The following is a 22,872-nucleotide window of genomic DNA, read 5'->3' on the forward strand; positions in this document are numbered from 1 at the left end:
ATGATGAAAAACAACAGAAAAATATTTATTCCGGTAATTGCCTTGATGCTTGCTATCTTTGGGCATAGTTATTATATTTACCGTTTTTTGCAGGATGGTACAATTTTTACAGGTCCAAATGATGGATTAGAACAAATGCTGCCAATGCAGCTTTACCTTTATAAGAAATTTATTAATGGTGAGTTCTTCTACAGTATGGATTTCGGTCTTGGTGGCGATTATTTTACGGATTTATCATATTACTATTCAACAAATATTATTTACTTTATAAACATCATATGCGTCTGGTTTCTAGATGTATTTTTCAACTTTAAAACAGACAGTATTTCATTTTGGGCCAAAAACGCTTTTTATGTTTCTATCGTTAAATCTGCTATCGCTATTATTTTCAGTTACTTATACTTTAGAAAGATTCGTTTAGCAGGATCATCAGCAATGCTTGCTGCTTTTTTATTTGTCATGTCCGCTATATATTTCAGATTTACATTGTACTGGTCGTTTTTTAGCGATGTCTTTATTTTTTTACCACTTATGTTGCTTGGAATTGAATATTTCATTCAGAATAAGAAACATTCTATATTTATCATTGCAGCAGCACTTATATTTATTAATAATTTCTATTTCGCATATTATCACCTGCTTGCAGGACTTATCTATTTTATTGCAAGAAATATATTCAGATCAAAATATGATGTTGTGCCTCGTAAAACACAGTGGCCTCATTTTGTTATCATGTCGATCATCGGATTACTGATCAGCAGTGTGTTCTTCTTCTATGGTGTTAAGAGCTTTCTACAAAATGAACGTGCACCATATAAAGCGGGTATTTCTTTATTTGATTCTTTCGATCAAAATGCAAATATCTTCTATGACAATTACTTAGTCATTGTATTATTCTTAGCGGTTCAGGCCATCTTTACTTTTAAATTATATGACAATTATTTTTACAGATTCTTTAGTATCATGTCGATTATCTTTATGTGTTTCAGTCTTACACCCTTTATAGATGCTGTATTCAATGGATTCAGTGCTCCACAAAAACGCTGGCATTATTTAATATCCTTCTTCACAAGTGGTCTGATCGGAATGTATATTATGCACTTTAGAACAATCACGGTTAAACACTATCTCATCTCCGTTATTCCCGGGATATCGATGGTCTTTGCGAGTCATCTTGTGATTCATAAAGCGGTGAGCTGGGTATATATTGTTCCGATCATCATTATCGTCGGACTATTAGTATTAATCGTAAAGGATAAAAAACAGCAGCGTGCGCTCTATATTTCTATGATTATCTTAATTCTTATCTTCAACTGGGACGTCATTCGAGTGCATAATAAACTGGATAATTATAATCCGGGTATCAATGATCGTGCGAAGATGAGCTATATTGTATCAAGTGTTTATGATTCACCTTTGCAACAGCATATTATCGATCAGCTAAAACAAAAGACGAAAGCTGACGAACGTATCGACTGGAGGGTGCTTGAACAAGATAACACACCGATGTATCAAGGGTTTAAAGGTGTAAGTCTGTATTCAAGTATATTCGATGGTGCTTTAGTCGATTTCTATTTTAAAGACATGAAGATTAATCTGAAGGAGGAGTCAGTCAGTCGATACTCCACCTTCCAGTCAAGAAGCAACCTTGAGTCATTGTTCAACGTCAAGTATCTCGTTCGTAAAGCATATCAGACTGACGTACCCGAAAACTTTAAACTCGTTCAGAATGACGGAAAATATAAAGTTTATGAGAACACACAGACCATTCCTTTTGTCAGGATTACAAATAAATTTGTCAATACTAGGGATCTCACTGAAATTATCGACCGAGAACATGCGATGATGGAAGGTATCATTTCAGAAGACGAACCTACAAGCTATCCTTTCAAGAAAAATAAAAATTTAATCGATAAGGTACACATCAATACAAGCGGATCAAATTGGCTTACCCAAAATGAGAAGCTTAAAGTCAATCCTCCAAGTGGTGGATTAATCATCGAAATCCCTCAAAACCTACAACAACAATACAAGGATTTCTATGTCGATATGCACGTTGAAATCATTTCACCTATCACAAATCATCAGATTAATGTGAACAAATATGCCAACAACCGTCTTTTCCAGACAAGTAAGTATCGTACACATTATGATGATTTGCTGTATCGTGTAAAATCACCTGAGAACGGAAAGATTCTAATCGGTCTGACACCTGGTACTTATAAACTGAAAATCAATGGTATTTATGGTGAAGATTATAAACAGTTGAAGAGCATGAAGAAAGAAATTGACTATAATTTCAAAGATGAAGGTAATAAAATGACCATCAACCTAAAATCTTCTAAAGATGGCACGATGGTTGTTCCTATCGTTTATCGTGATGGCATGAAAGCTCACGTGGATGGAAAGAAAGCAGAGGTAAAGCGCGGCAATTATATTATGACTACAATCCCAGTAACCAAAGACACAAAGGAAGTTGTTCTAAATTACACACCTCCATACTTTTATCTCATGATACTATTGTCATTGATGGGTATCATCCTGGCTGTATTCTACATTAAATTTACGAGGTTAACTAAAGATGAGACAAAGATTTAAGCGTTATCCCAATATATCTCTATTGCTTGCTTCAATACTATGTGCATGTATCGCACATAGTGTTGTCCTTTATCGTATGTTTGACCGCGGGACATTGTTCACCGGCAAGGGTGATGGTATTGCACAGATGCTGCCATTTCAGATGTATCTGTATAATAAGTTTTCTCATCTTCATTTCTTCTATGATATGGACTTTGGCATCGGTGGAGACTTTCTTAAAAGTCTTTCTTATTATTATTCTACATCGCCGATAACATATTTAAATTTTATCTGTATCTATATTGGAGATATTTTTTTATCCTATGATGTGACTGACCCAGTATTCTGGGCAAAAAATCAAATCTTCATCTCAATCATCAAACTATCACTTATATTTTTTGTGACTTATAAATTTTTAAGATATATGAATATAAACCGCTATGCCGCATTTACCGGCAGCTTTATTTATGGCTGGTCAACAGTGTACTACTTCTTTACATTTACATGGAGCTTCTTTAGTGATGTAATGTTGTGGCTCCCAATGACAATCTTTGGTCTCGAACGACTGTTCAGAGAAAGAAAGCCGCTTCTTTTTATAATTGCAGTTGCGCTGACACTGCATGCTAACTTTTATTTTAGCTACTATGAATTTATTTTCGTATCTGTATATTTTTTATATAGATCGATTTTTAGTAAAGATGATGATCTACTGAACTTAAAGGAAAAGCTGATTACAGGTAGCATAAGCGGCATCCTTGCACTGATGATCAGCAGTGTCGGATTTTTCACTGGTGCTACAAGCTATTTAATGAATGACAGAACACTACCCCCAATTAAGCTCAATCCTATCATTGATATGGTCGGTTTCTATAATTTATTTTATGATGGCTATTATGTCGTTATTTCAGCAGTGGCTGTTATCGCTTTAGCGACGTTTGTATTGTATAAGCATTATGATTATAGACTTTATGCGATACTTTCTATTATCTTTATGATCGGTTCTTTAAGCCCATATTTTGATAGTTTCTTTAACGGATTCTCAATTGATCAGAGGAGATGGGTCTATCTACTTGTATTTACGACTTCCATTCTAGCTGCGATCTATCTTGATAAATTAAGCGAACTTAAAATGAAGTCATTTCTAATTTCTTTAATACCTGCACTATTCATCTATCCTGTTTCTGTAATTGGTCACGAGAAGTTTCTGATCTGGCTGATTTATATTCCGATAATCTGTGTTCTAATCGGATATTATATCTATAATAAAAAAAGATACCTGTATATACTCATACATGCCGTTATCTTTATCATGACCAATTTCTTTGTATATGAATATATGACCGAACAGATTGATACGTTGCATCCTGAAAAGGAGCGAAATATCGAATATATTACAAGTAAAACTTATCAATCGCCGATTCAAAACAGAATTATCGATGAAATCAAGGCGGTGCTAAAGCCTGGTGACCGTATAGACTGGCAGACATCAATCACACATAATACACCGATGTTACTGCAGTTCAATGGGATAAAATTATATTCAAGTATCTTCAACAAAGATATCTATCAGTTTTATGATAAGGATCTAAATATTACGATGGATACGGATAGTAACTCTATTTACTATCGTCTTGGTGAACGCGCAAACTTAAATAGTTTATTTAATGTCAATCAGATTATCAGAATCAATGAATTGATGACTATCCCCTATGGGTATGAGCGTGGTAACCTCTATGCTGAGAATGACTTGTCGCAAAAGTACTATGTCTATAATAATACTCATAGACTTCCATTCGTTCGTGTGACCGATAAAGTATATAATGCAAACGAACTGAAACAGCCTATAGATAGAGAACACGCGATGCTAAATGGTGTTGTACTTGAAGGCAAGGGCGACAGCAAGATTAAACCACAGAAGAACTTAATGCAAGATGCCGAGCCGCAATTGCGTAATGCGACACTTCAGGGCAATAAACTTATTGTGAATCAGGAAAACGGCGGCATCACTTATAAACTCGGTAGCAAGAAAATCAATAAGTATAAGGATCTTTATGTAACTTTGAGCATTGAATCAAAGACAGCTACAGATTATCATTATGTCTGGATCAACGAAATTTATCAGTCAAGAAAACCTTTGAATGATGATTATCGCCGATTTAATCCTGTAATCACGTTAAAAGTCAAAGCAACAGATGTTATCGATCTAAAATTAAAGACAGGTACTTATCACTATAAACTTCTTGGAATATATGGTGAGGATTACCAACAACTAAAAGAAGCATCAAAGAATACAAATACACATTTGTTTAAGAAGAATAAAGACAAGATGGAAATTACACTTGCAAAGCATAAAGCAGGCTATGTGGTTATACCCGTTCCATTTTTAGAAGGTATGAGTGCTAAAGTTGATGGTAAAAAAGCTCAGATTTCTGAAGGGAACTACTTGATGACAGCCGTTAAGGTTGATGCTGACGCAAAACATATAACGATTAAATATACACCACCATATTTCCATTTAATGCAGGTAATTTCTGTTATAGGCATGCTTCTTACCTTCTTATATATTCGTTATTTAAAAAACAGAGCTAGAGACATAAGTCTCTAGCTCTGTTTGTCTAATATTAGCGAATTTCTTTAATACGTGCAGCTTTACCACGTAAGCTACGTAAGTAGTACAATTTAGCACGACGTACTTTACCACGACGTAATACTTCAATTTTCTCGATTTTAGGTGTATGTACAGGGAATGTACGCTCAACACCAACACCGTATGAAATTTTACGAACTGTGAAAGTTTCAGAAATTCCACCACCACGACGTTTGATTACTACACCTTCGAATACCTGGATACGTTCGCGAGTTCCCTCAACGATACGTACGTGAACTTTTAAAGTGTCACCAGGACGGAATGCAGGAATGTCTGTACGTAATTGTTCTTTTGTTACTGCTTCGATTAATTTGTTATTCATTTTACCTTCTCCTTCTGCCTATGTTCTTAAGTCTTCGCTCAGCGGATCATAGTGATTTATGTGTGATTCACACTTTTAAAATAATATCATACTTCACTGTGTAAAGCAATATATATTGACACCTAATTATCATGTTTAAGGTGTTCTAAATATTCTTTATCTGACTGAGTCAGTGGGTAGTGTTCTAATAAATCTGGTCGGCGTTCAAAAGTACGCTTCAAGCGCATTTCATGGCGCCATGAGTCGATATGCTTATGGTTACCACTAAGCAGTACATCCGGTACTTTCATTCCATTATAGTCAGCTGGTCTCGTATATTGTGGATGTTCAAGTAATCCTGTTGAGAATGAATCATCCCTATGACTCTCTTCTTTTATTGATTCAGGAATCAGTCTCACGATTGCATCTGTCATTGTAATTGCTGCAAGTTCTCCGCCGGTTAATACATAATCACCGATAGAGAGTTCATCAGTTACAAGATGCTCGCGTATACGTTCATCATATCCTTCATAATGACCACAAATAAATACAAGATGTTCTTCTTGTGCTAACGATTCAGCCACTTGCTGCGTGAAAGGTTTTCCTTGCGGACACATAAGGATAACACGTGTCTTGCTCGTTTTATCAATGGCATTCATTGCATTGAATATCGGTTCTGGCTTTAGAACCATGCCTTGCCCCCCACCATATGGATAATCATCCACTTGGTTATGTTTATTACCTGAATAATCTCTGAAATTAACCGTGTTCAGCTCCACAATTCCTTTTTCCTGAGCACGTTTCATAATAGAGTGATTCAGCACGTCAAACATTTCAGGAAATAATGTTAAATAATCAATCTTCATTATAATAACCCTTCAATCGCTTCAATGATGATTGTTTTATTATCAATATCGATTGACTTAACAACATCTTCAATGTATGGAATTAAATATTCTTTATCGCCTTGAACAACCCATACGTCGTTTGCTCCTGTTTCAAAGATATCATTCACAATACCGATTTCGCGTTCGCCATCAAACACAGTGCACCCAATAATATCTGAATAGAAGTATTCATTTTCGTCCAATATAATATCTTCATTCTCAATATCCTGATAGACATCCAGACCCTTATACTTCTCTACATCATTTATATTGTTTAAACCTTCAAATGCTACCATATGGAAGTTTTTATGGGTGCGATACGATTTGATTGTGAGCGTAACTCGCTCATCTTTAAATGGAATCATTAGCACTTTACCCGGCTTAAAACGTTCTGATGCAAAATCAGATGCCGTTAAAATCTTTACTTCGCCTTTCACACCGTGTGTATTGACGATTTTCCCTACATTCATTTCCATTTCACAAAACCTCCATCTCATAAAAAAAGAGTACCAAAAAAGGTACCCTTAATCAATCTCTACAAACACTTTCTTAACAGACGCAAGCGCTGCACCACTCGTAACTGTTCGCATTGCTTTAGCAATACGACCTTGTTTACCGATTACTTTACCTTTATCGTCCTGATTGACTGATAGATGATACGTAATGCTGGATGCATGTTCTTCCTTCGTGATCTTAATATCTTCAGGATGACTCACAAGCGGTGTAACAATGGTTTGTATTAATTTTTCCATAGCGATTACTTCGCGATTTTTTGGTTATGGAATTTCTCCATAATACCTTGCGTTGATAAGATATTACGAACTGTATCAGTTGGTTTTGCGCCATCAGCTAACCATTTTAAAGCTAAAGCTTCATCAACTTTGATTTCTGCTTCAGGTTTAGCAACTGGATTATAAGTTCCAATTGCTTCGATGATACGACCATCACGTGGTGCGCGTGCATCTGCTACTACAATACGGTAGAATGGGTTTCTTTTAGAACCCATACGAGTTAAACGAATTTTTACTGCCATTATAAATCTCTCCATTTCTAATCTTTTCTCAAGTACTAATATTAACAGGAAACTTACTTCCTGTAAAGTGTTTTTTCTTTACAAAAATAAATTTAATATAAAAGACAGAAAAAATCAAGTTTTTTCTGTCTTTTAGTAAATATTAAAACGGTAAATTCATGCCCTGGAATGGATTACGCCCTTTTTTACCTTTTTTCATTCCTGTAAACTGCTTCATCATCTTCTTCATCTCGTCAAACTGCTTAATCAGTTTATTCACTTCAGATAAACTTCTGCCTGACCCTTTTGCGATTCTCTTCTTACGTGATACATTGATAATCGCCGGATTGTTACGTTCTTCTTTCGTCATTGAACGTATAATTGCCTGCACATGATCGATTTGCTTAGCGTTCATATTAACATTATTCAGACCTTTCATCTTGTTCGCACCAGGAATCATCTTAAGCAGTTCATCAAGAGGCCCTAGAGCTTTAACCTGTTCGAGCTGCTCCAGAAAATCATCAAAAGTGAATGATGAGGTCTTCATCTTCTGTTCAAGTTCTTTCGCTTTAGATTCATCTACTTGAGACTGTGCTTTTTCGATTAAACTTAACACATCACCCATACCTAGAATACGAGATGCCATGCGTTCTGGATGAAAAGGTTCTAGTCCATCAAGTTTCTCACTCATACCGACAAACTTAATTGGTTTTTGTGTGACACTTCGAATCGAGAGCGCTGCCCCACCACGAGTATCTCCATCAAGTTTCGTTAAAGTAACACCCGTAACATCCAGCTGATTATCGAAACTCTCAGCGACATTCACTGCATCTTGACCTGTCATAGAATCTACGACAAGCATAATTTCGTCAGGTTGACTGATTTCTTTAACTTCAACAAGCTCATTCATCAATGCTTCATCAATATGCAGGCGTCCTGCTGTATCGATAATCACAAAGTCCAGATGTTCTTCTTTTGCGTGTTGCAGTGCACGTTCTGTAATTTCTTTAGGTGATACTTGATCCCCTAAAGTAAATACCGGTACATCAATCTGCTTCCCTACTGTTTGTAGCTGCTGTATTGCAGCTGGTCTATAGATATCACATGCGACAAGCAGTGGTTTCTTGTTATATTTCTTGCGCATTAAAAGTGCAAGCTTACCTGCAGTCGTCGTTTTACCTGCCCCTTGTAAACCTACCATCATCACAACAGTCGGTGGTTTCTTGCTCATATTAATCTGAGTATTCTCAGAACCCATTAAAGTCGTTAGTTCTTCCTGTACAATTTTAATAATCTGCTGTCCAGGCGTTAATGACTGCATCACTTCTGAACCAATCGCACGATCGGATACTGTCTTAACAAATTCTTTTACCACTTTAAAGTTAACATCGGCTTCAAGTAATGCTAAGCGTACTTCGCGCATCATCACTTTTATATCCGCTTCTGTAACTTTACCCTTACCTTTAATCTTCTGCATTGTAGCCTGGAGTCGATCTGATAATCCTTCAAAAGCCATACAATGACCCCCTATTCTATTCTTTGTAATTGTTCTATATATGCTTCTAACTGCTGATTACGTTGTGCATTATTCTGTAATTTAGTTAATTGAAGCATCTCTTCGTATATAGCCTGACGCTGTTCAAATTTATGATATAGACCAAGCTTACTTTCATATTCTTCTAATAAATCACCAGTCCGTCTAATATTATCATAAACTGCTTGTCTTGATACATCAAACGTTTCAGCAATCTCAGACAGTGATTCATCATCCATATAATACTTTTCGAGATAGTTTCTCTGTTTATCTGTTAATAATGACTGATAAAAGTCAAACAGATAGTTCATGCGCATCGTCTTTAGCAGATCATTCATCGTCTGAATTATCCTTCATTACTTCTGCCGCCTTATTCTCTTCTTCAGTAGAAGCTTCAATCATATCAGCAAATAATCCGTATACATAACTTTCTGCATCGAACGGCTGTAAGTCATCTAGCTTTTCACCGAGTCCGACAAATTTAACAGGGATGTGCAGTTCGTTTCGAATTGCAAGTACGATACCACCTTTTGCGGTACCATCTAGCTTCGTCAGAACAATTCCCGATACATCTGTCACTTCTTTAAATGCTTTTGCCTGTACGAGCGCATTTTGTCCTGTTGTCGCATCCAATGCAAGCAGCACTTCATGCGGAGCACCTGGTACAGCACGAGATAATACTTTTTTAACTTTCTCTAATTCTGTCATTAAATTTGCTTTATTTTGAAGACGCCCTGCTGTGTCACAGATTAAAATATCCGCGCCACGATTTTTCGCAGCCCCGATTGCATCGTACATAACAGCTGCAGGGTCTGAGCCCTCACTTTGCTTAATTACTTCAACACCGACACGGTCACCCCATACTTGAAGCTGTTCTATGGCGCCAGCACGGAAGGTATCTCCTGCAGCAAGCATCACTTTTTTTCCTTGTCCTTTGTAGCGATGCGCAAGTTTACCTATTGTCGTTGTTTTTCCGACGCCGTTAACACCAACCATAAGTATTACAGTCAGTCCATCTTCCTGGATGTTCATTTCCTGTAGTTTATCGTCTTCTTGTTCATAGATCTCTACAATCTTCTCTACGATAACTTCTCTTAAGTCAGCGGTCTCTGTAATATTGCGGCGTTTCGCCTCCATACGAAGAGATTCCACTAAATCCATGACCGTATTAAATCCAACATCTGCCTGTATCAGCATTTCTTCTAAAGCTTCGAAGAAATCTTCATCAACAGTACGGTACATCGCAAGTAAATCGTTAAGTTTATTCTGGAAGTTTTCACGAGATTTCTCTAGACCTTCACGGAATTTCGCACCAATCTGCTGTGCTTCAAGCTCCTCAAACTCTTCGATGGAAATTAAATCATCATCATCAAAGTCGAAGTCCCAGTCAGATTTCTTTTCCGTTTTCTTCGGCTGTTCAATAACTTCAGCGCGACTTACACTTTCGCTTGTCTGCACATCATGAGTTGGATCCTCCTGCTGCGGATCTAGTGTATCGTCTGGTGCTAATGTTTTCAATGGATCCGTTGTTTCTTCGTTATTTCCGACAAATTTATTTTTTAATTTTTTAAAGAAACTCATTTCGTCAACTCCTTAAATTTTTTATCGTCAATTTCTTTAAGATTAACACTTACTAGTTTGGATATCCCTGAGTTCTGCATCGTAACACCATAAAGTCTATCACTTTCTTCCATCGTCCCTTTACGATGAGTAATCACAATAAACTGGGTATCTTCCTTTAAAGTTGTTAAATAGTGCGCAAATCGACTGACATTTGCTTCATCAAGCGCTGCTTCCACTTCATCCAGGATCACAAATGGTGCTTTCTTTCTATTTAAAATTGCAAAGAGCAGAACTATCGCAGTCATCGCACGTTCACCGCCCGATAACAATGACAAGTGCTGTCTTTTCTTTCCTGGTGGCTGAACATAGATATCTATTCCGCTTGTTAAATAATCTTCTTCAGTCAGAATCAATCGTCCTTCTCCACCACCGAACAATTGTTTGAAGATGTGCTCAAAAGCATTTGATATCACTTCAAATGTAGTCTTAAAGCGCTCAGCAACTGTATGATCCATATCTCTTATGATCATTTCTAGATTATCTTTGGCTTCAAGTAGATCTGCTTCTTGTGATATTAAGAATTCATAACGCTCACTCACTGCTGCATATTGTTCAATCGCATTCATATTCACAGGTCCTAGTTCATCGACGGCAATCTTTGTCAGTTTGACACGACTTCTTAGTTCGTTTAACTGCTTTGCATCATCGACCGTCAAGCGATGTTCAAATATATAGTCCTCTGCAGCCTCATAGGTCATTTCATAAGTAAAGTTTAGATGTTCGAGATAGTTTTCAAGCTTTACATCTAATCTCGAATGCTGTACTTTGAGTTCACCGATGCCATTTTCAATGCCACTTATTTGACGCACAAGTTCTTTGTTCTGCATTTCAAGTTCGGCTTCTTGTTCGATATATTCACCGAGAGTCTGCTGTATATTTTCAATTTGTCGATGCAGGAAACTTTTCTTTTCTTTGTCTTCACCAATATATTTTTCAAGTTGAATGATTTCTTTTTGAAGCTTTTCTCGGTCAATCGCATGCTCAAGTTGACTTAAATGTTTAAGTTCGCCTTCTGTTGTCTCTATTTTGTCTAACAGATCTCTTTTTACCTTTTGATGATAATGAATATCTGCTTCTAGCTTATTTATCGATTTATTAATACTGTGCATTTCATGCTGCATATTTTCAAGTAAAGATTTTTTATTCTGTGCATTATTCTGATATAACTTTATTTTGTCTGTTAGTTCCGATAGTCGTGATTCGATTGTCTGAATGTTGTCATAGATAAGCGCTTTATCTTTCTCCAGCTGATTGATTTCTTGTCGCTCTTTATCATATTGTGTTCTAGTCTCAAGCTTTGACTGCAGACGCTCTAGCTTTATATGAATTTCTTCACGCGTTAACTTTAGCTGATGTAATTCATCACGCAGCTGAATTCCACTCTGTTTATCCTGTTCAAGCTGGAATTCAGCCTCTGAAATTGATTCATTCAACTGACTTACCTTTTCTCTTAGCTGTAAAGTTTGTGATTCATAGTCGTTTAATTGCTGAGACAATTGCTGTAATTCATTTCGAGATGACAAGGCTTGCGTCGGTTTTTGTTTACTTCCACCTGTCATTGAACCTCCTGGATTAACGACTTGTCCATCCAGTGTTACAACTTTATGTCTGTATGATACAAACTTTGCAATCTTGTTGGCTTCAGCAAGTGTCGTTGCGATGATAATATGTCCTGCAATATTATCTATAATATTTTTGTATTTATGATCTGCTGTAATAAGCGTATTTAAAGTGCCGATATACCCTTCGAATTGGGTCAATCCAGTTAAGATATCACTCGTGATGTTTCTAGGTTTGATGACATTTAACGGTAGAAATGTAGCACGTCCTGCTTGCTTTGACTTCAAGAATTCTATCGCTTTACGTGCAGCTTGTGCATCTTCTACGATAATATGCTGTAAGACCCCACCTAAAGCACTATCCAGCGCATCATTATAGCGAGGTTCTACTGCTATGGTATCAAGTACCGTATGATGAATACCATGGAGCTTCTCTTTATTTTTTAGCAGTAACCTGACACCTTGATAATACCCTTGATATTCTTCCTGCATTATTTTTAATCGGTTCACTTTAGATTCTAGTGTGGAGATAAAACGGTCAGCTTGTTTTAAGTTTTCACTTTCCCTAAAGTAAAGCTGTTTTTGCTTAGTGATATGTTGCTGACGCTCTGTATAGGATAGTCGTTTGTTATCAACCATCTGTTCCATACTATTAATCTGTTCGTTCAACGACTGCTGCTCTGAGAGCAAATCTTCATACTGTGTCATTGTCGATTCATCAACTTGCGCTTCTTCCTTACGATTAAACTGTTCGATCCTTGAATTCATATGCTGTATATCATTTTCAAGTTTCGTCTTCATCGTAAACTGTTCATAGTATTCACTTCTTGTCTCTTCAATCAACGCTTCGATATCATCGACTAATGCAGATTGGTCGTGCTCTGTCTGGGATAGTTTTTGTTTTTTTGATAATTTTTCCTGTTTTAAAGTTTGTATTTTCGCTTCTGTTGCTGATAACTCTTTTTTTGTATGTTCCAGCGTCTGGGCAAATGTTTTTTGCAGCTGATGTTTCTCCTCAAAGTTCGCATCCTGGTGAATGAGACGCTCTTTATTCACATTCAGCAGACCGATATTACGTTCAATACGCTCAGTAATGTGTAACAAATCAGACTTATACGTTTCAAGAAGCTTCTGCTGTTCATTTCTTTCCGATTTATGTGCATCCAGCTTATTAGAAATACGTGCACTCTTATCCTTCCTATATTTAAGCTGTTCGTCAAAACTTTGAATCTCCTGCTGCAGACGTTCATATTCTGCACTACTCTCCTTGATATCATGTACCGTCACTTGAATATCTGCATCCTTCATTTCTTCAGATAATGCGATATATTCTTCAGCAATACTCGCTTCAATTTTAAGGGGCTCTACGCGATCCTTTAGATCAAAAATAATATCATGCACACGACTGAGGTTATTCATCGTGTCTTCAAGCTTCTGTTCAGTTTCCACTTTACGTTTCTTATACTTCAATACACCGGCCGCTTCTTCAATCAATTGTCGACGTTCGCTCGGCTTAGCATTCAGTACCTGATCGACCTTTCCCTGAGAAATAATACTGAAAGCATCACGACCAAGACCACTATCTAGAAATAACTCCGTGATATCTTTAAGTCTTACTTTCTGATGATTCAAGAAATATTCACTTTCACCAGAGCGAAAGAGTTTACGAGTAATCAGTACTTTATCAGAATCAACAGCAAGGCTGCGCTCAATATTATTGATCGTAAGTGTTACTTGTGCAAAGTTAGTTGCATTCCTATCCTGTGCACCTGAGAAGATGATATCTTCCATCTTTGCACCGCGAAGGGATTTTGCTGATTGTTCGCCAAGCACCCACTTGATAGCATCTGTAATATTACTTTTCCCCGAACCGTTTGGTCCAACAATCGCTGTAACACCTTCATCAAACAGCACGGTTGTCTTATCTGCAAACGACTTGAAACCAGTTGCTTCTACCGACTGTAAATAAATCATTATGACTCTCCTGCTGTCAGAAGCAATAGAGCAGTTTGGGCTGCCTGTTGCTCTGATTCTTTCTTCGTTCTTCCTGTGCCTGTACCAATCACTTTATCTTCAACATAAACTTCAGACGTAAACGCTTTGAAATGTGCCGGTCCTTCCTCTTTAACGAGGCGATAGGTAACTTGTAAGTTTTTAGTTTTATGAATATATTCCTGTAAATAAGTCTTATAGTCAATAAGGCCATGCAGCAGATCTTCAGTTATAGCAGGAAAAATATAGCTGTTAAAGAATCTTTTTGTTACATCATGTCCTTGGTCAAGATATAACGCCCCGACGAAGGCCTCAAATACATCTGCAATTAAAGAAGGACGTGTTCTGCCACCTGTCTTTTCCTCGCCTTTGCCCAGCAAAATCAACTGATCAAACTTCAACATCTTCGCAAATGTCACAAGTGAAGGTTCACATACAATTGCAGCGCGCAACTTTGTCAGCCTACCTTCTGGCAGATCACTATGCTGCTGGTATAAATATTGTGAAACCATCAATTCTAACACCGCATCTCCTAGAAATTCCAGGCGTTCATTGTCCTTATTTTTATCAAGCTTGAAATCATTAATGAAACTCGAGTGTGAGAATGCCTGTACATACAGTTCAACATCATTTGGTATAATATCCAGGTGTGTGAGCACCTTGTTTAACTTTACTTTAAATTTATCGATTATTAGCTGTCTTTTATTCATTTCGTCCTCCTTATCTATGTTTTTATTTTACGTTATATACGCTGTAAAAAAAAGTGATTGCTTAATAAACTTTAAAATAATCATCATTAATAACTTAAATCCGAACACAGCTGCAAATGGTGTGTTCGGATTATGTATTTATAGCCTTATATTATTTTTCTAATGATTCGATATATTTCACTGCATCACCAACCGTGTTGATTTTTTCAGCATCTTCATCAGGAATCTCAGTTCCAAACTGATCTTCTAATTCCATAACTAATTCAGCGATATCTAAAGAATCGGCACCTAAATCGTCTTTGAATGAAGCTTCTGCAGTTACTTTATCTGCATCTACACCAAGACGATCTACGATAATATCTTTTACTTTGTCGAAGTTTTCCATAATTTCACCTCCTTAAAATAATTATAGTGATTACTGCATATACATACCACCGTTAACATGAAATGTCTGTCCTGTAATATACTGTGCTTTATCACTCGCCAGAAATGCTACCATATACGCAACATCTTCAGGTCGGCCCATCTCACCTAACGGTATCTGACTTTTCATCGTTTGAACAAGCGTCTCATCCAGCACGTCGGTCATATCACTTTCAATAAATCCAGGGGCTACTGCGTTAACACGGATACCACGGCTGGCAAATTCTCGAGCAAAGGTTTTCGTCATTCCTTCAACACCTGCTTTAGCTGCAACATAATTGACTTGTCCTGCATTTCCGATACTTGCAACGATACTGCTGACATTGATGACAGTTCCTGCACGTTGGCGTAGTAATTGTCTTGAGGCAGCCTGGATGACATTGAATACGCCCGTTAAATTCGTATCGATGACATCTGCAAATTCTTCTCTCTTCATACGCATCGCTAAATTATCTCTAGTGATCCCTGCATTGTTGACGATACAATCTAACGATCCAAAAGTAGCAACGGACTGATCTATCATCGATTTAACTTCTTCATGATTACTGACATCTGCTTTAATCGCAACAGCTTTCTGACCTTTATCAATAATTGCTTGTACAACCTGCTTTGCTTTTTGTTCATTTCCTGAATAATTGACGATAATATTAAATCCTTCGTCTGCCAGAGCTAAAGCAATACTTCTGCCGATACCTCTGGAACTTCCCGTAACTAAAGCCGCTTTCATATTAAACCTCACTTATTTCATTTGTAGTAGTAATATTTCTAACAGTAATATTACGTTCTATCTTTTTTACGAGTGCAGTGAGCACCTTTTTAGGTCCGATTTCAACAAACTCAGTGACTCCTTGATCAATCAGATAACGAATAGAATCTGTAAATTCCACTGGAGAATATAATTGTTTTACTAAATTCTCCTTGATGCGTTTCGCATCAATTTCTGATGATGCACTTACATTTTGCACAACAGGAATTTGTGCTTCTTGAAAATCAAACTGCTCAAGATACGCCCTGAATTCTTCTTCGATTACTTTCATAAGCTCTGAATGAAATGGACCACTCACATTGAGCGGAATAATTTTCTTTAAGCCGAGTTCATGTTTTCTGTCAATGAGTGCTTCTATACATTGCGTATGACCAGACACAACAATTTGTCCTGGACCATTAATATTTGCAACGTTTAATAGATGACCATCATTGCTAACAGCTTCACAAGCCTCTTCTATAACCCATCGATCTGTTCCAATAACTGCCGCCATCTTTCCCACACCTTGAGGATATGCTTCGCTCATTAACTGACCTCGTTTGTAGACGATTTGAACAGCGTCCTCTTTAGTTAATACACCAGATGCGACTAATGCACTGTATTCTCCTAGACTATGGCCTAGACAATAGTCAAACGGCTGTTGAATTTGCTCTAACAATACAACGCTGTGCATTACAATTGCCGGTTGTGTATACTTCGTGTCATTAACCGCTTCATCATGGCGCATAATATTGACGAGGTCGACATCAAACAGACGATTCAATTGTTTAAGCGTCTCTTGCCCCCGCTCGTTAAAATCGTCGGTCATACCAATAAACTGTGACCCTTGTCCCGGAAACAGTAGCGCCCGCTTACTCATATGTCACCTCTTGCTTTAACAATGATATAACATCTTCTGTTGCTGATTGTCGTGCTTGTTTAAGCGCATTGAAGAATGCTTTCTTATCACTCGAACCATGCGCTTTAATAACAATTCCATCAACTCCAAATAATACGGCACCTCCATACTCTGAGTAATCCATCTTATTTTTAAGTTGCATCAAATCTTTTTTTATGAGCCCTGCTGCAATTTTTGTTTTTGTTGAAGCTAACAAAGTTTCTTTCAGCATCTTAAAGATATTGTTCGCTGTACCTTCTAAGGTCTTTAGAATCATATTTCCTGTAAATCCATCAGTAACAACGATATCTGCTGCATAGTTTAGCAGTGCTTTAGATTCAACATTACCGATAAAGTTGATTGATGTCTCTTCTTTTAGCAGGTTAAACGTATCACGTGCGAGTTGATTCCCTTTTTTATCTTCTGTGCCAATATTTGCGAGTCCTACAGACGGGTTACTGATACCACGATTTTTCTGCGTATAAATCGATGCCATTTTAGCATATTGGACGAGGTGTTCTGGCTTGGCATCAGCATTTGCACCCATATCCAGTAACATAAATCCTTCATCATTAATTGTTGGTAATGTCAGCGCAAGTGCAGGACGTTCGATTCCCTTTATTCTTCCGATGACAAATAATCCCGCAGCCATCAATGCACCCGTATTACCAGCAGAAACAACAGCATCAGTTTCCTTTAGTTTCACGCTCTCTGCTGCACGCACCATGGAAGCATCCTTCTTTCGTCGAATCGCACGCACAGGTTCATCTTCCATCGTGATGACTTGTGTTGTATGATGCATCTTTAGTCGCGGATGATTAAGTCGATTGTCTTTTTCATCACCGTACAGATGGATCTCTACATCATTAAATTCCTTAAGGAACATTTCAATTCCATCTAGAACAATGTCCGGTGCATTGTCTCCCCCATGCATATCTACTGCTATCTTAATCATATTTAAGCTCCTTTATTATTGTAATACATCTCAAACTCGCCATAGAACACTTGACTTTGATTGACTGTGCTGAAGACTTCGATCTTTGCTCTTTGGTCCTTCTTCTCAATAAGCACTGCCTTTGTTATAACTCGGTCACCAAGCATTACAGGCTTCTGGAAATGTATATTGCTTGAAACAGTCAGTGCAAATTCATCATTGATTAGAGCAACACACAGTGAATTTGCCTGTGCAAATAAATAATGTCCTCTCGCAATGTTATTTCGACTGAACACATGCTCTTTCTTAATATCCAGAATAGATAATGCCATATGATCAAGTTCAATATCGATAACTTCTCCAATAATATCATCCATAGATAACGTTCTAATTTCGTCGTGTGATTTAACCGCTACATTCTTAATACGCTCTCTTAATTCGGGTATATTAAGTTCCAGACGGTCAAGACGAATGGTCTGGATGCTTACATTAAATTCATGACTTAATGTTTCATCCGTTATGAATGGGTCGTTTTCCAATAATTGCTGTAACTGTTCCTGTCTTAAGTGCTTTGACAACTTTTTCATGCATTCATTTCCCTTATTAGTAGTTGGTCTTAATACTAGTAAATATAACAAAAATATACACACACTGCAACAAAAAAAGGAAAAGACATTTGTATGCCTTATTCCTTTGACCTTCACAAAACGATTCATTTTTATAAGCGTATCTATTTTACCTTTTGACCTGCTACTTTTGACCATTTCTTTCAATTATCTGCGCTTTGACAATCATTCGCTTCTCAAACATTAAAGTATCTGGGTTATAATCGTTACACGTAATCAAGGTAAGTTCCTGTGGATTTCCAGGCTTTTCATCTAGTACACCGACTTCAGTCGGTTGCACATCATAGATCTTTGTAATCTTATAAATATTCTTGCCGCTTCTCGATAATAATTCAACGGTATCGCCAACTTTTGCACGGTCCAGATAGTTGAAACGAATTCCTGCACCTTCTACACGATGACCCGCAATCGCAACATTCTGTTCTGTTATCTTTTCACCTTTATCTACAAGTACGACACCATTTTTCATTGCTTCTTGGGTTGCCGGTCCTTTATATAATGGCTCGTTTATATCCGCAGCCGGCACTTTTAAGTAGCCGATCATATTGTCTTTAAGCTTTAATTTTTCAGGTTCCGTTTTAGTGATCCATTTTTCAAAACCATTAACATTTACTTTATCATCATTCTTCTCATATGACTGTATAATCTTTTCGTTGACTGAATGCGTGAAATACGCACGAATATCCTGCCAGAAAAACATCGTAATCGCTGCTACGATACATAGAACTCCAATCAATCTTACGATAACTCTCATTTCAATCTCCTCTTAGTCAAGTTGATGTTCAGCAAGGTCTGCATCTAGACGCATCTTTAATGCGTGTAATTCAGGTTGCGCGATTGCACCACTTAGTATTAACTTGCTTGCTTCGTCACGCGCAACTTCCAGCATGCGATAATCCTCAACAATATTTGCTACCTTAAAGTCCGGTAGACCACTTTGCTTAATGCCGAAGAAGTCACCTGGTCCTCTCATTTCCAGATCCTTTTCACTGAGTACAAAGCCATCTGTTGTCTGCGTCATAATCTGCAACCTTTCTATGCCTGTTTCGCTTTCTGGGTTGCCGACCAATATGCAATAGCTTTGATAAGAACTTCGACCGACGCGACCTCTTAACTGATGCAAAGTAGATAAACCAAAGCGTTCTGCATCATAGATGACAATCAACGTAGCGTTCGGAACATTCACACCGACTTCAACGACTGTTGTAGATACTATAACATCAAATTCATGGTTTTGGAATTTATTCATCACTTCATCTTTTTCTTCTGTCTTCATCTTACCATGGAGTAGTCCTACTTTATCAGTGCCAAATAGCCTTTGATAAGCTTCATAGATTTCAATTGCGTTTTTTACATCTAAATGTTCTGAAGCTTCAATCAGCGGACATATCACATAGACTTGTCGGCCTGCTCGTATTTCACGTGCAGTCTTATCATGGACAATTTCAATTTCCTCATGTTTCGCCCATTCTGTAATAATGGGTTTACGTCCTTTTGGCATCTGTTTAATCGTTGAAACGTCAAGTTCACCAAATACAGAGATTGCTAATGTACGTGGTATCGGTGTAGCCGTCATAAAGAGTACATTTGCATCATTGCCTTTTTCACGTAATAATTTACGTTGATTTACTCCAAACCTATGCTGCTCATCGGTGATAACTAAACCGAGATCATGAAATTGCACGGGTTCACTGATAAGCGCATGTGTACCTACAATGATATCGATATCGCCACGTTCTAACGCTTCTAAAATTAATCTCCGCTTTTTACCTTTGACTGAACTTGTAAGAAGCGCAATGTTTAGTGATTCACCATAGATTTCAGATAAACTTTCTGCATGCTGTTCAGCCAGTATTTCTGTCGGCACCATCAATGCACTTTGTCTACCTGCAGTCATTAATGCATACATGCAAATTGCAGCAACGATAGTCTTCCCTGATCCTACGTCACCTTGGAGCAGCCTATTCATGCGAAATTCATGCTTCATATCCCGAAATATTTCATTGACAACTTGTTTTTGTGCATCTGTCAGTTCGAAGGGCAGCGTATCAATAAACGCCTTAACCTTCGTAATATCATAATCGACCTTGCTATGTGGCGCCCCACTTTGTTCAAGCTGATTAAGCATACGCATCTTAAGCTGAAAGAGTAATAATTCGCAAAAAGCAAAACTTCTACGTGCCTGCTGCAAATGTTTATGGTTTGAAGGAATATGTAACTCATATAGCGATTGATCCAGATCCCAGAGTTTATATTTCACTTTTAAGTGATCCGGCAAAAAGGGATGAATTTTCACGGTCTGAAACGCGCTGTCAATCATTTTTCTAAACTGTGCTCGCTTAATCAAACCTTTCAGACTATATTGCGGGACAAGCTGCACACCTGAATGTTCATCTTCTGATATTTTACTGCCTTGAATCACTTGCTTTGATCTGTTCCATTTGCCGGTGACTTTGACCGTCTTGCCTATCTCTGCAATCCGCTTCACATACATCTGATTAAAGAATTCTATTTTCACCGCGACATTGTCAACCATCATATGGAATGATACTTTAGATTTTCCGCGCCCAAAATGAGCCAAAACAGGCGCAGAGTAAATTTCACCCTGCACCGTTATTTTTGCACCCTCTTCGGCTTCATGTAAATTAATGACGGTTTCATCTTCATATTTATAAGGCAGATATAATATGAGGTCTTCAATAGAATGTATATTGAGTGAATTGAGACTCTCTAAAGATTTCGGGCCGACACCTCTTAACTCCTTCAATGTACTATCTGTTATTAGAAGATGCTGATTTTCCAAAGATTCTTTCCTTCATTTCCTGGCCAGTCTTAGTGCCTGCAAGACCTCCACGACCTGTCTCACGCAGTGCACTCGGCATTGTTAAACCTATCTTATACATCGCTTCAATTACTTCATCTGTCGGAATTCTGCTCTCCACACCTGCAAGCGCCATATCTGCTGATACAATAGCGTTGGATGCACCAGCTGCATTTCTTTTTACACACGGTACTTCTACAAGTCCAGCTACAGGATCACATACAAGACCCAGCATATTCTTAAGACAAATACTGAATGCATGTGCACTCATCTGTGGCGAGCCACCAGCCATCTCTACGATCGCTGCTGCTGCCATAGCTGCTGCGCTGCCTACTTCTGCCTGACACCCCCCTGCAGCACCGGAGATAGAGGCATTATTAGCCACAACAAATCCAAATGCTCCAGTCGTAAACAAGAATTTAATCATCTGTTCACGCGATGGATTCAGTCTTGCTTTCATAGCAAATAATGTTCCTGGTACTACTCCAGCACTGCCAGCAGTCGGTGTTGCACAAATTAATCCCATGGCAGCGTTCACTTCATTTGTCGCAACCGCTTTTGAAACTGCATCCAGCAAGGTCGCGCCACTCAACGTATTGCCCTTTGCAATATAATTTCGTAACTTCACCGCATCCATTCCAGTTAAACCTGTAGGACTTGTAACACCATCCAGACCACGCGCTACAGCTTGTTCCATTACGATTAAATTTCTTTCCATATTCGACATTACTGTTTCGTAATCAAGCTTACTTACAGCCATCTCTTGTGCAATCATAACGTCTGCTATGCTTTTATTTTCTGTCTCACAAATATGTATCAGTTCTTCTACGCTTTTAAACATAACTTCTCCCCTCTATGATTCTGTCATCAACGTTACAGTCTGAATACCCTCACAACGCCTAATTTGCTCTAGTACATCATCTGTTATCTCATCATCTAGTTCACATGTCATTAAAGCAAGGTCGCCTTTTTCCTTACGTGAGACCTGCATCTGACCGACATTAATTTTGTGGTCGCTAAGAATACTTGTAACTTTCGCAATCGTGCCGAACGTATCTTTATGAAATACGAGTAACGCAGGATAATTCCCCGAAATTGCAATCGGAAAACCATTTAATGCAACTATTTCAATCTTACCCCCTCCAATTGAAATGCCTTCGATAGAGAGCTGCTGATCATGACTTCTCATGTTGAGAACGGCAGTATTAGGGTGACTTCTTTCTTCTGTCATCTCAATAAAATTTATCTGTAATCCTGCTTCTTCCGCAAGTTCAACGCTTTTTGGAATACGACTGTCATCCGTATCAAAACCTAACAGACCTGCAACTAATGCCACATCTGTTCCATGTCCTTTATATGTTTCCATAAATGAACCATATAAATAGATATCAACAGCATCCGGCATCCTTCCAAATAAATCTCTGGCAACTAAACCGATTCTGACTGCACCTGCTGTATGTGAAGATGATGGACCCACCATCACCGGGCCGATAATATCAAATACACTTCTATATTTCATAAAGCTCCCCCTTATCCATTAAAAAGAACTACACTTTAAAGTGTAGTTCTAATACATATAGATT

Annotated in this window: 21 protein-coding genes; 2 read left to right on the forward strand and 19 right to left on the reverse strand. The window is 37.8% G+C overall.

The window, feature by feature from the left end; all coding sequences use genetic code 11:
- Positions 1–3 precede the first annotated feature (3 nt).
- Positions 4–2,598, forward strand: a complete 2,595-nt coding sequence (locus QNJ52_RS00740) for a YfhO family protein (RefSeq protein WP_241427498.1) — start codon at positions 4–6, stop codon at positions 2,596–2,598.
- Entirely contained in the window at positions 2,582–5,182 is a 2,601-nt protein-coding gene (locus QNJ52_RS00745) for a YfhO family protein (protein ID WP_219494627.1), read from the forward strand. The genes QNJ52_RS00740 and QNJ52_RS00745 overlap by 17 nt, the downstream gene beginning before the upstream one ends.
- Before the next feature lie 16 nt (positions 5,183–5,198).
- Here the strand turns inward: QNJ52_RS00745 and rplS are convergent, their stop codons facing one another.
- The 19 genes from rplS to sdaAB all read right to left on the reverse strand — a co-directional run bounded on the left by rplS (position 5,199) and on the right by sdaAB (position 22,808).
- Entirely contained in the window at positions 5,199–5,546 is a 348-nt protein-coding gene (gene rplS, locus QNJ52_RS00750) for a 50S ribosomal protein L19 (protein WP_012656731.1), read from the reverse strand.
- 122 nt (positions 5,547–5,668) lie between these two features.
- A complete protein-coding gene (trmD, locus tag QNJ52_RS00755; RefSeq protein WP_219494625.1) occupies positions 5,669–6,391 on the reverse strand; it encodes a tRNA (guanosine(37)-N1)-methyltransferase TrmD in 723 nt (240 codons plus the stop codon).
- The gene (gene rimM / locus QNJ52_RS00760; protein WP_219494623.1) at positions 6,391–6,888 is read right to left on the reverse strand and encodes a ribosome maturation factor RimM; all 498 of its coding nucleotides are present in this window, start codon (positions 6,886–6,888) and stop codon (positions 6,391–6,393) included. The genes trmD and rimM overlap by 1 nt, the downstream gene beginning before the upstream one ends.
- A gap of 48 nt (positions 6,889–6,936) precedes the next feature.
- Entirely contained in the window at positions 6,937–7,164 is a 228-nt protein-coding gene (locus tag QNJ52_RS00765) for a KH domain-containing protein (RefSeq protein ID WP_219494621.1), read from the reverse strand.
- 5 nt (positions 7,165–7,169) lie between these two features.
- Positions 7,170–7,445 carry a 30S ribosomal protein S16 gene (gene rpsP / locus QNJ52_RS00770; RefSeq protein ID WP_041635895.1) on the reverse strand — a complete coding sequence of 92 codons (276 nt, stop codon included), beginning with the start codon at positions 7,443–7,445 and terminating at the stop codon, positions 7,170–7,172.
- A gap of 142 nt (positions 7,446–7,587) precedes the next feature.
- The gene (ffh, locus tag QNJ52_RS00775; protein WP_219494619.1) at positions 7,588–8,940 is read right to left on the reverse strand and encodes a signal recognition particle protein; all 1,353 of its coding nucleotides are present in this window, start codon (positions 8,938–8,940) and stop codon (positions 7,588–7,590) included.
- An 11-nt stretch (positions 8,941–8,951) separates the two neighbouring features.
- On the reverse strand, positions 8,952–9,296 hold the full coding sequence (locus QNJ52_RS00780; RefSeq protein WP_219494617.1) for a putative DNA-binding protein: 345 nt from the start codon (positions 9,294–9,296) through the stop codon (positions 8,952–8,954).
- Positions 9,289–10,539, reverse strand: coding sequence for a signal recognition particle-docking protein FtsY (gene ftsY, locus QNJ52_RS00785; protein ID WP_219494615.1), 1,251 nt, complete (start codon positions 10,537–10,539; stop codon positions 9,289–9,291). The genes QNJ52_RS00780 and ftsY overlap by 8 nt, the downstream gene beginning before the upstream one ends.
- Positions 10,536–14,114 (reverse strand): chromosome segregation protein SMC, encoded by a 3,579-nt coding sequence (gene smc, locus QNJ52_RS00790; RefSeq protein ID WP_283721624.1) that lies wholly within the window; start codon positions 14,112–14,114, stop codon positions 10,536–10,538. Before smc ends, ftsY begins: the two co-directional genes overlap by 4 nt.
- The gene (gene rnc / locus QNJ52_RS00795) at positions 14,114–14,842 is read right to left on the reverse strand and encodes a ribonuclease III (protein WP_219494611.1); all 729 of its coding nucleotides are present in this window, start codon (positions 14,840–14,842) and stop codon (positions 14,114–14,116) included. Before rnc ends, smc begins: the two co-directional genes overlap by 1 nt.
- Before the next feature lie 151 nt (positions 14,843–14,993).
- Positions 14,994–15,227, reverse strand: coding sequence for an acyl carrier protein (locus QNJ52_RS00800; protein WP_041635894.1), 234 nt, complete (start codon positions 15,225–15,227; stop codon positions 14,994–14,996).
- Positions 15,228–15,257: 30 nt separating this feature from the next.
- A complete protein-coding gene (gene fabG / locus QNJ52_RS00805; RefSeq protein ID WP_219494609.1) occupies positions 15,258–15,992 on the reverse strand; it encodes a 3-oxoacyl-[acyl-carrier-protein] reductase in 735 nt (244 codons plus the stop codon).
- A gap of 1 nt (position 15,993) precedes the next feature.
- The gene (fabD, locus tag QNJ52_RS00810; protein ID WP_219494608.1) at positions 15,994–16,890 is read right to left on the reverse strand and encodes an ACP S-malonyltransferase; all 897 of its coding nucleotides are present in this window, start codon (positions 16,888–16,890) and stop codon (positions 15,994–15,996) included.
- Positions 16,883–17,863 (reverse strand): phosphate acyltransferase PlsX, encoded by a 981-nt coding sequence (gene plsX, locus QNJ52_RS00815; protein ID WP_283721625.1) that lies wholly within the window; start codon positions 17,861–17,863, stop codon positions 16,883–16,885. Before plsX ends, fabD begins: the two co-directional genes overlap by 8 nt.
- Positions 17,864–17,865: 2 nt before the next feature.
- Positions 17,866–18,429 (reverse strand): transcription factor FapR, encoded by a 564-nt coding sequence (gene fapR / locus QNJ52_RS00820; RefSeq protein WP_099483189.1) that lies wholly within the window; start codon positions 18,427–18,429, stop codon positions 17,866–17,868.
- Positions 18,430–18,592: 163 nt separating this feature from the next.
- Positions 18,593–19,222 carry a class A sortase gene (locus QNJ52_RS00825; RefSeq protein WP_219494605.1) on the reverse strand — a complete coding sequence of 210 codons (630 nt, stop codon included), beginning with the start codon at positions 19,220–19,222 and terminating at the stop codon, positions 18,593–18,595.
- A gap of 12 nt (positions 19,223–19,234) precedes the next feature.
- Positions 19,235–21,271 (reverse strand): ATP-dependent DNA helicase RecG, encoded by a 2,037-nt coding sequence (gene recG / locus QNJ52_RS00830; RefSeq protein WP_219494603.1) that lies wholly within the window; start codon positions 21,269–21,271, stop codon positions 19,235–19,237.
- Complete coding sequence (sdaAA, locus tag QNJ52_RS00835; protein ID WP_219494601.1) at positions 21,240–22,130, reverse strand: L-serine ammonia-lyase, iron-sulfur-dependent, subunit alpha; 891 nt, start codon at positions 22,128–22,130, stop codon at positions 21,240–21,242. The genes recG and sdaAA overlap by 32 nt, the downstream gene beginning before the upstream one ends.
- 12 nt (positions 22,131–22,142) lie before the next feature.
- On the reverse strand, positions 22,143–22,808 hold the full coding sequence (sdaAB, locus tag QNJ52_RS00840; RefSeq protein ID WP_219494599.1) for an L-serine ammonia-lyase, iron-sulfur-dependent subunit beta: 666 nt from the start codon (positions 22,806–22,808) through the stop codon (positions 22,143–22,145).
- Positions 22,809–22,872 lie beyond the last annotated feature (64 nt).

The sequence above is a fragment of the Macrococcus sp. S115 genome (assembly GCF_030067655.1).
GTDB classification, from domain to species: Bacteria; Bacillota; Bacilli; order Staphylococcales; family Staphylococcaceae; genus Macrococcoides; species Macrococcoides psychrotolerans.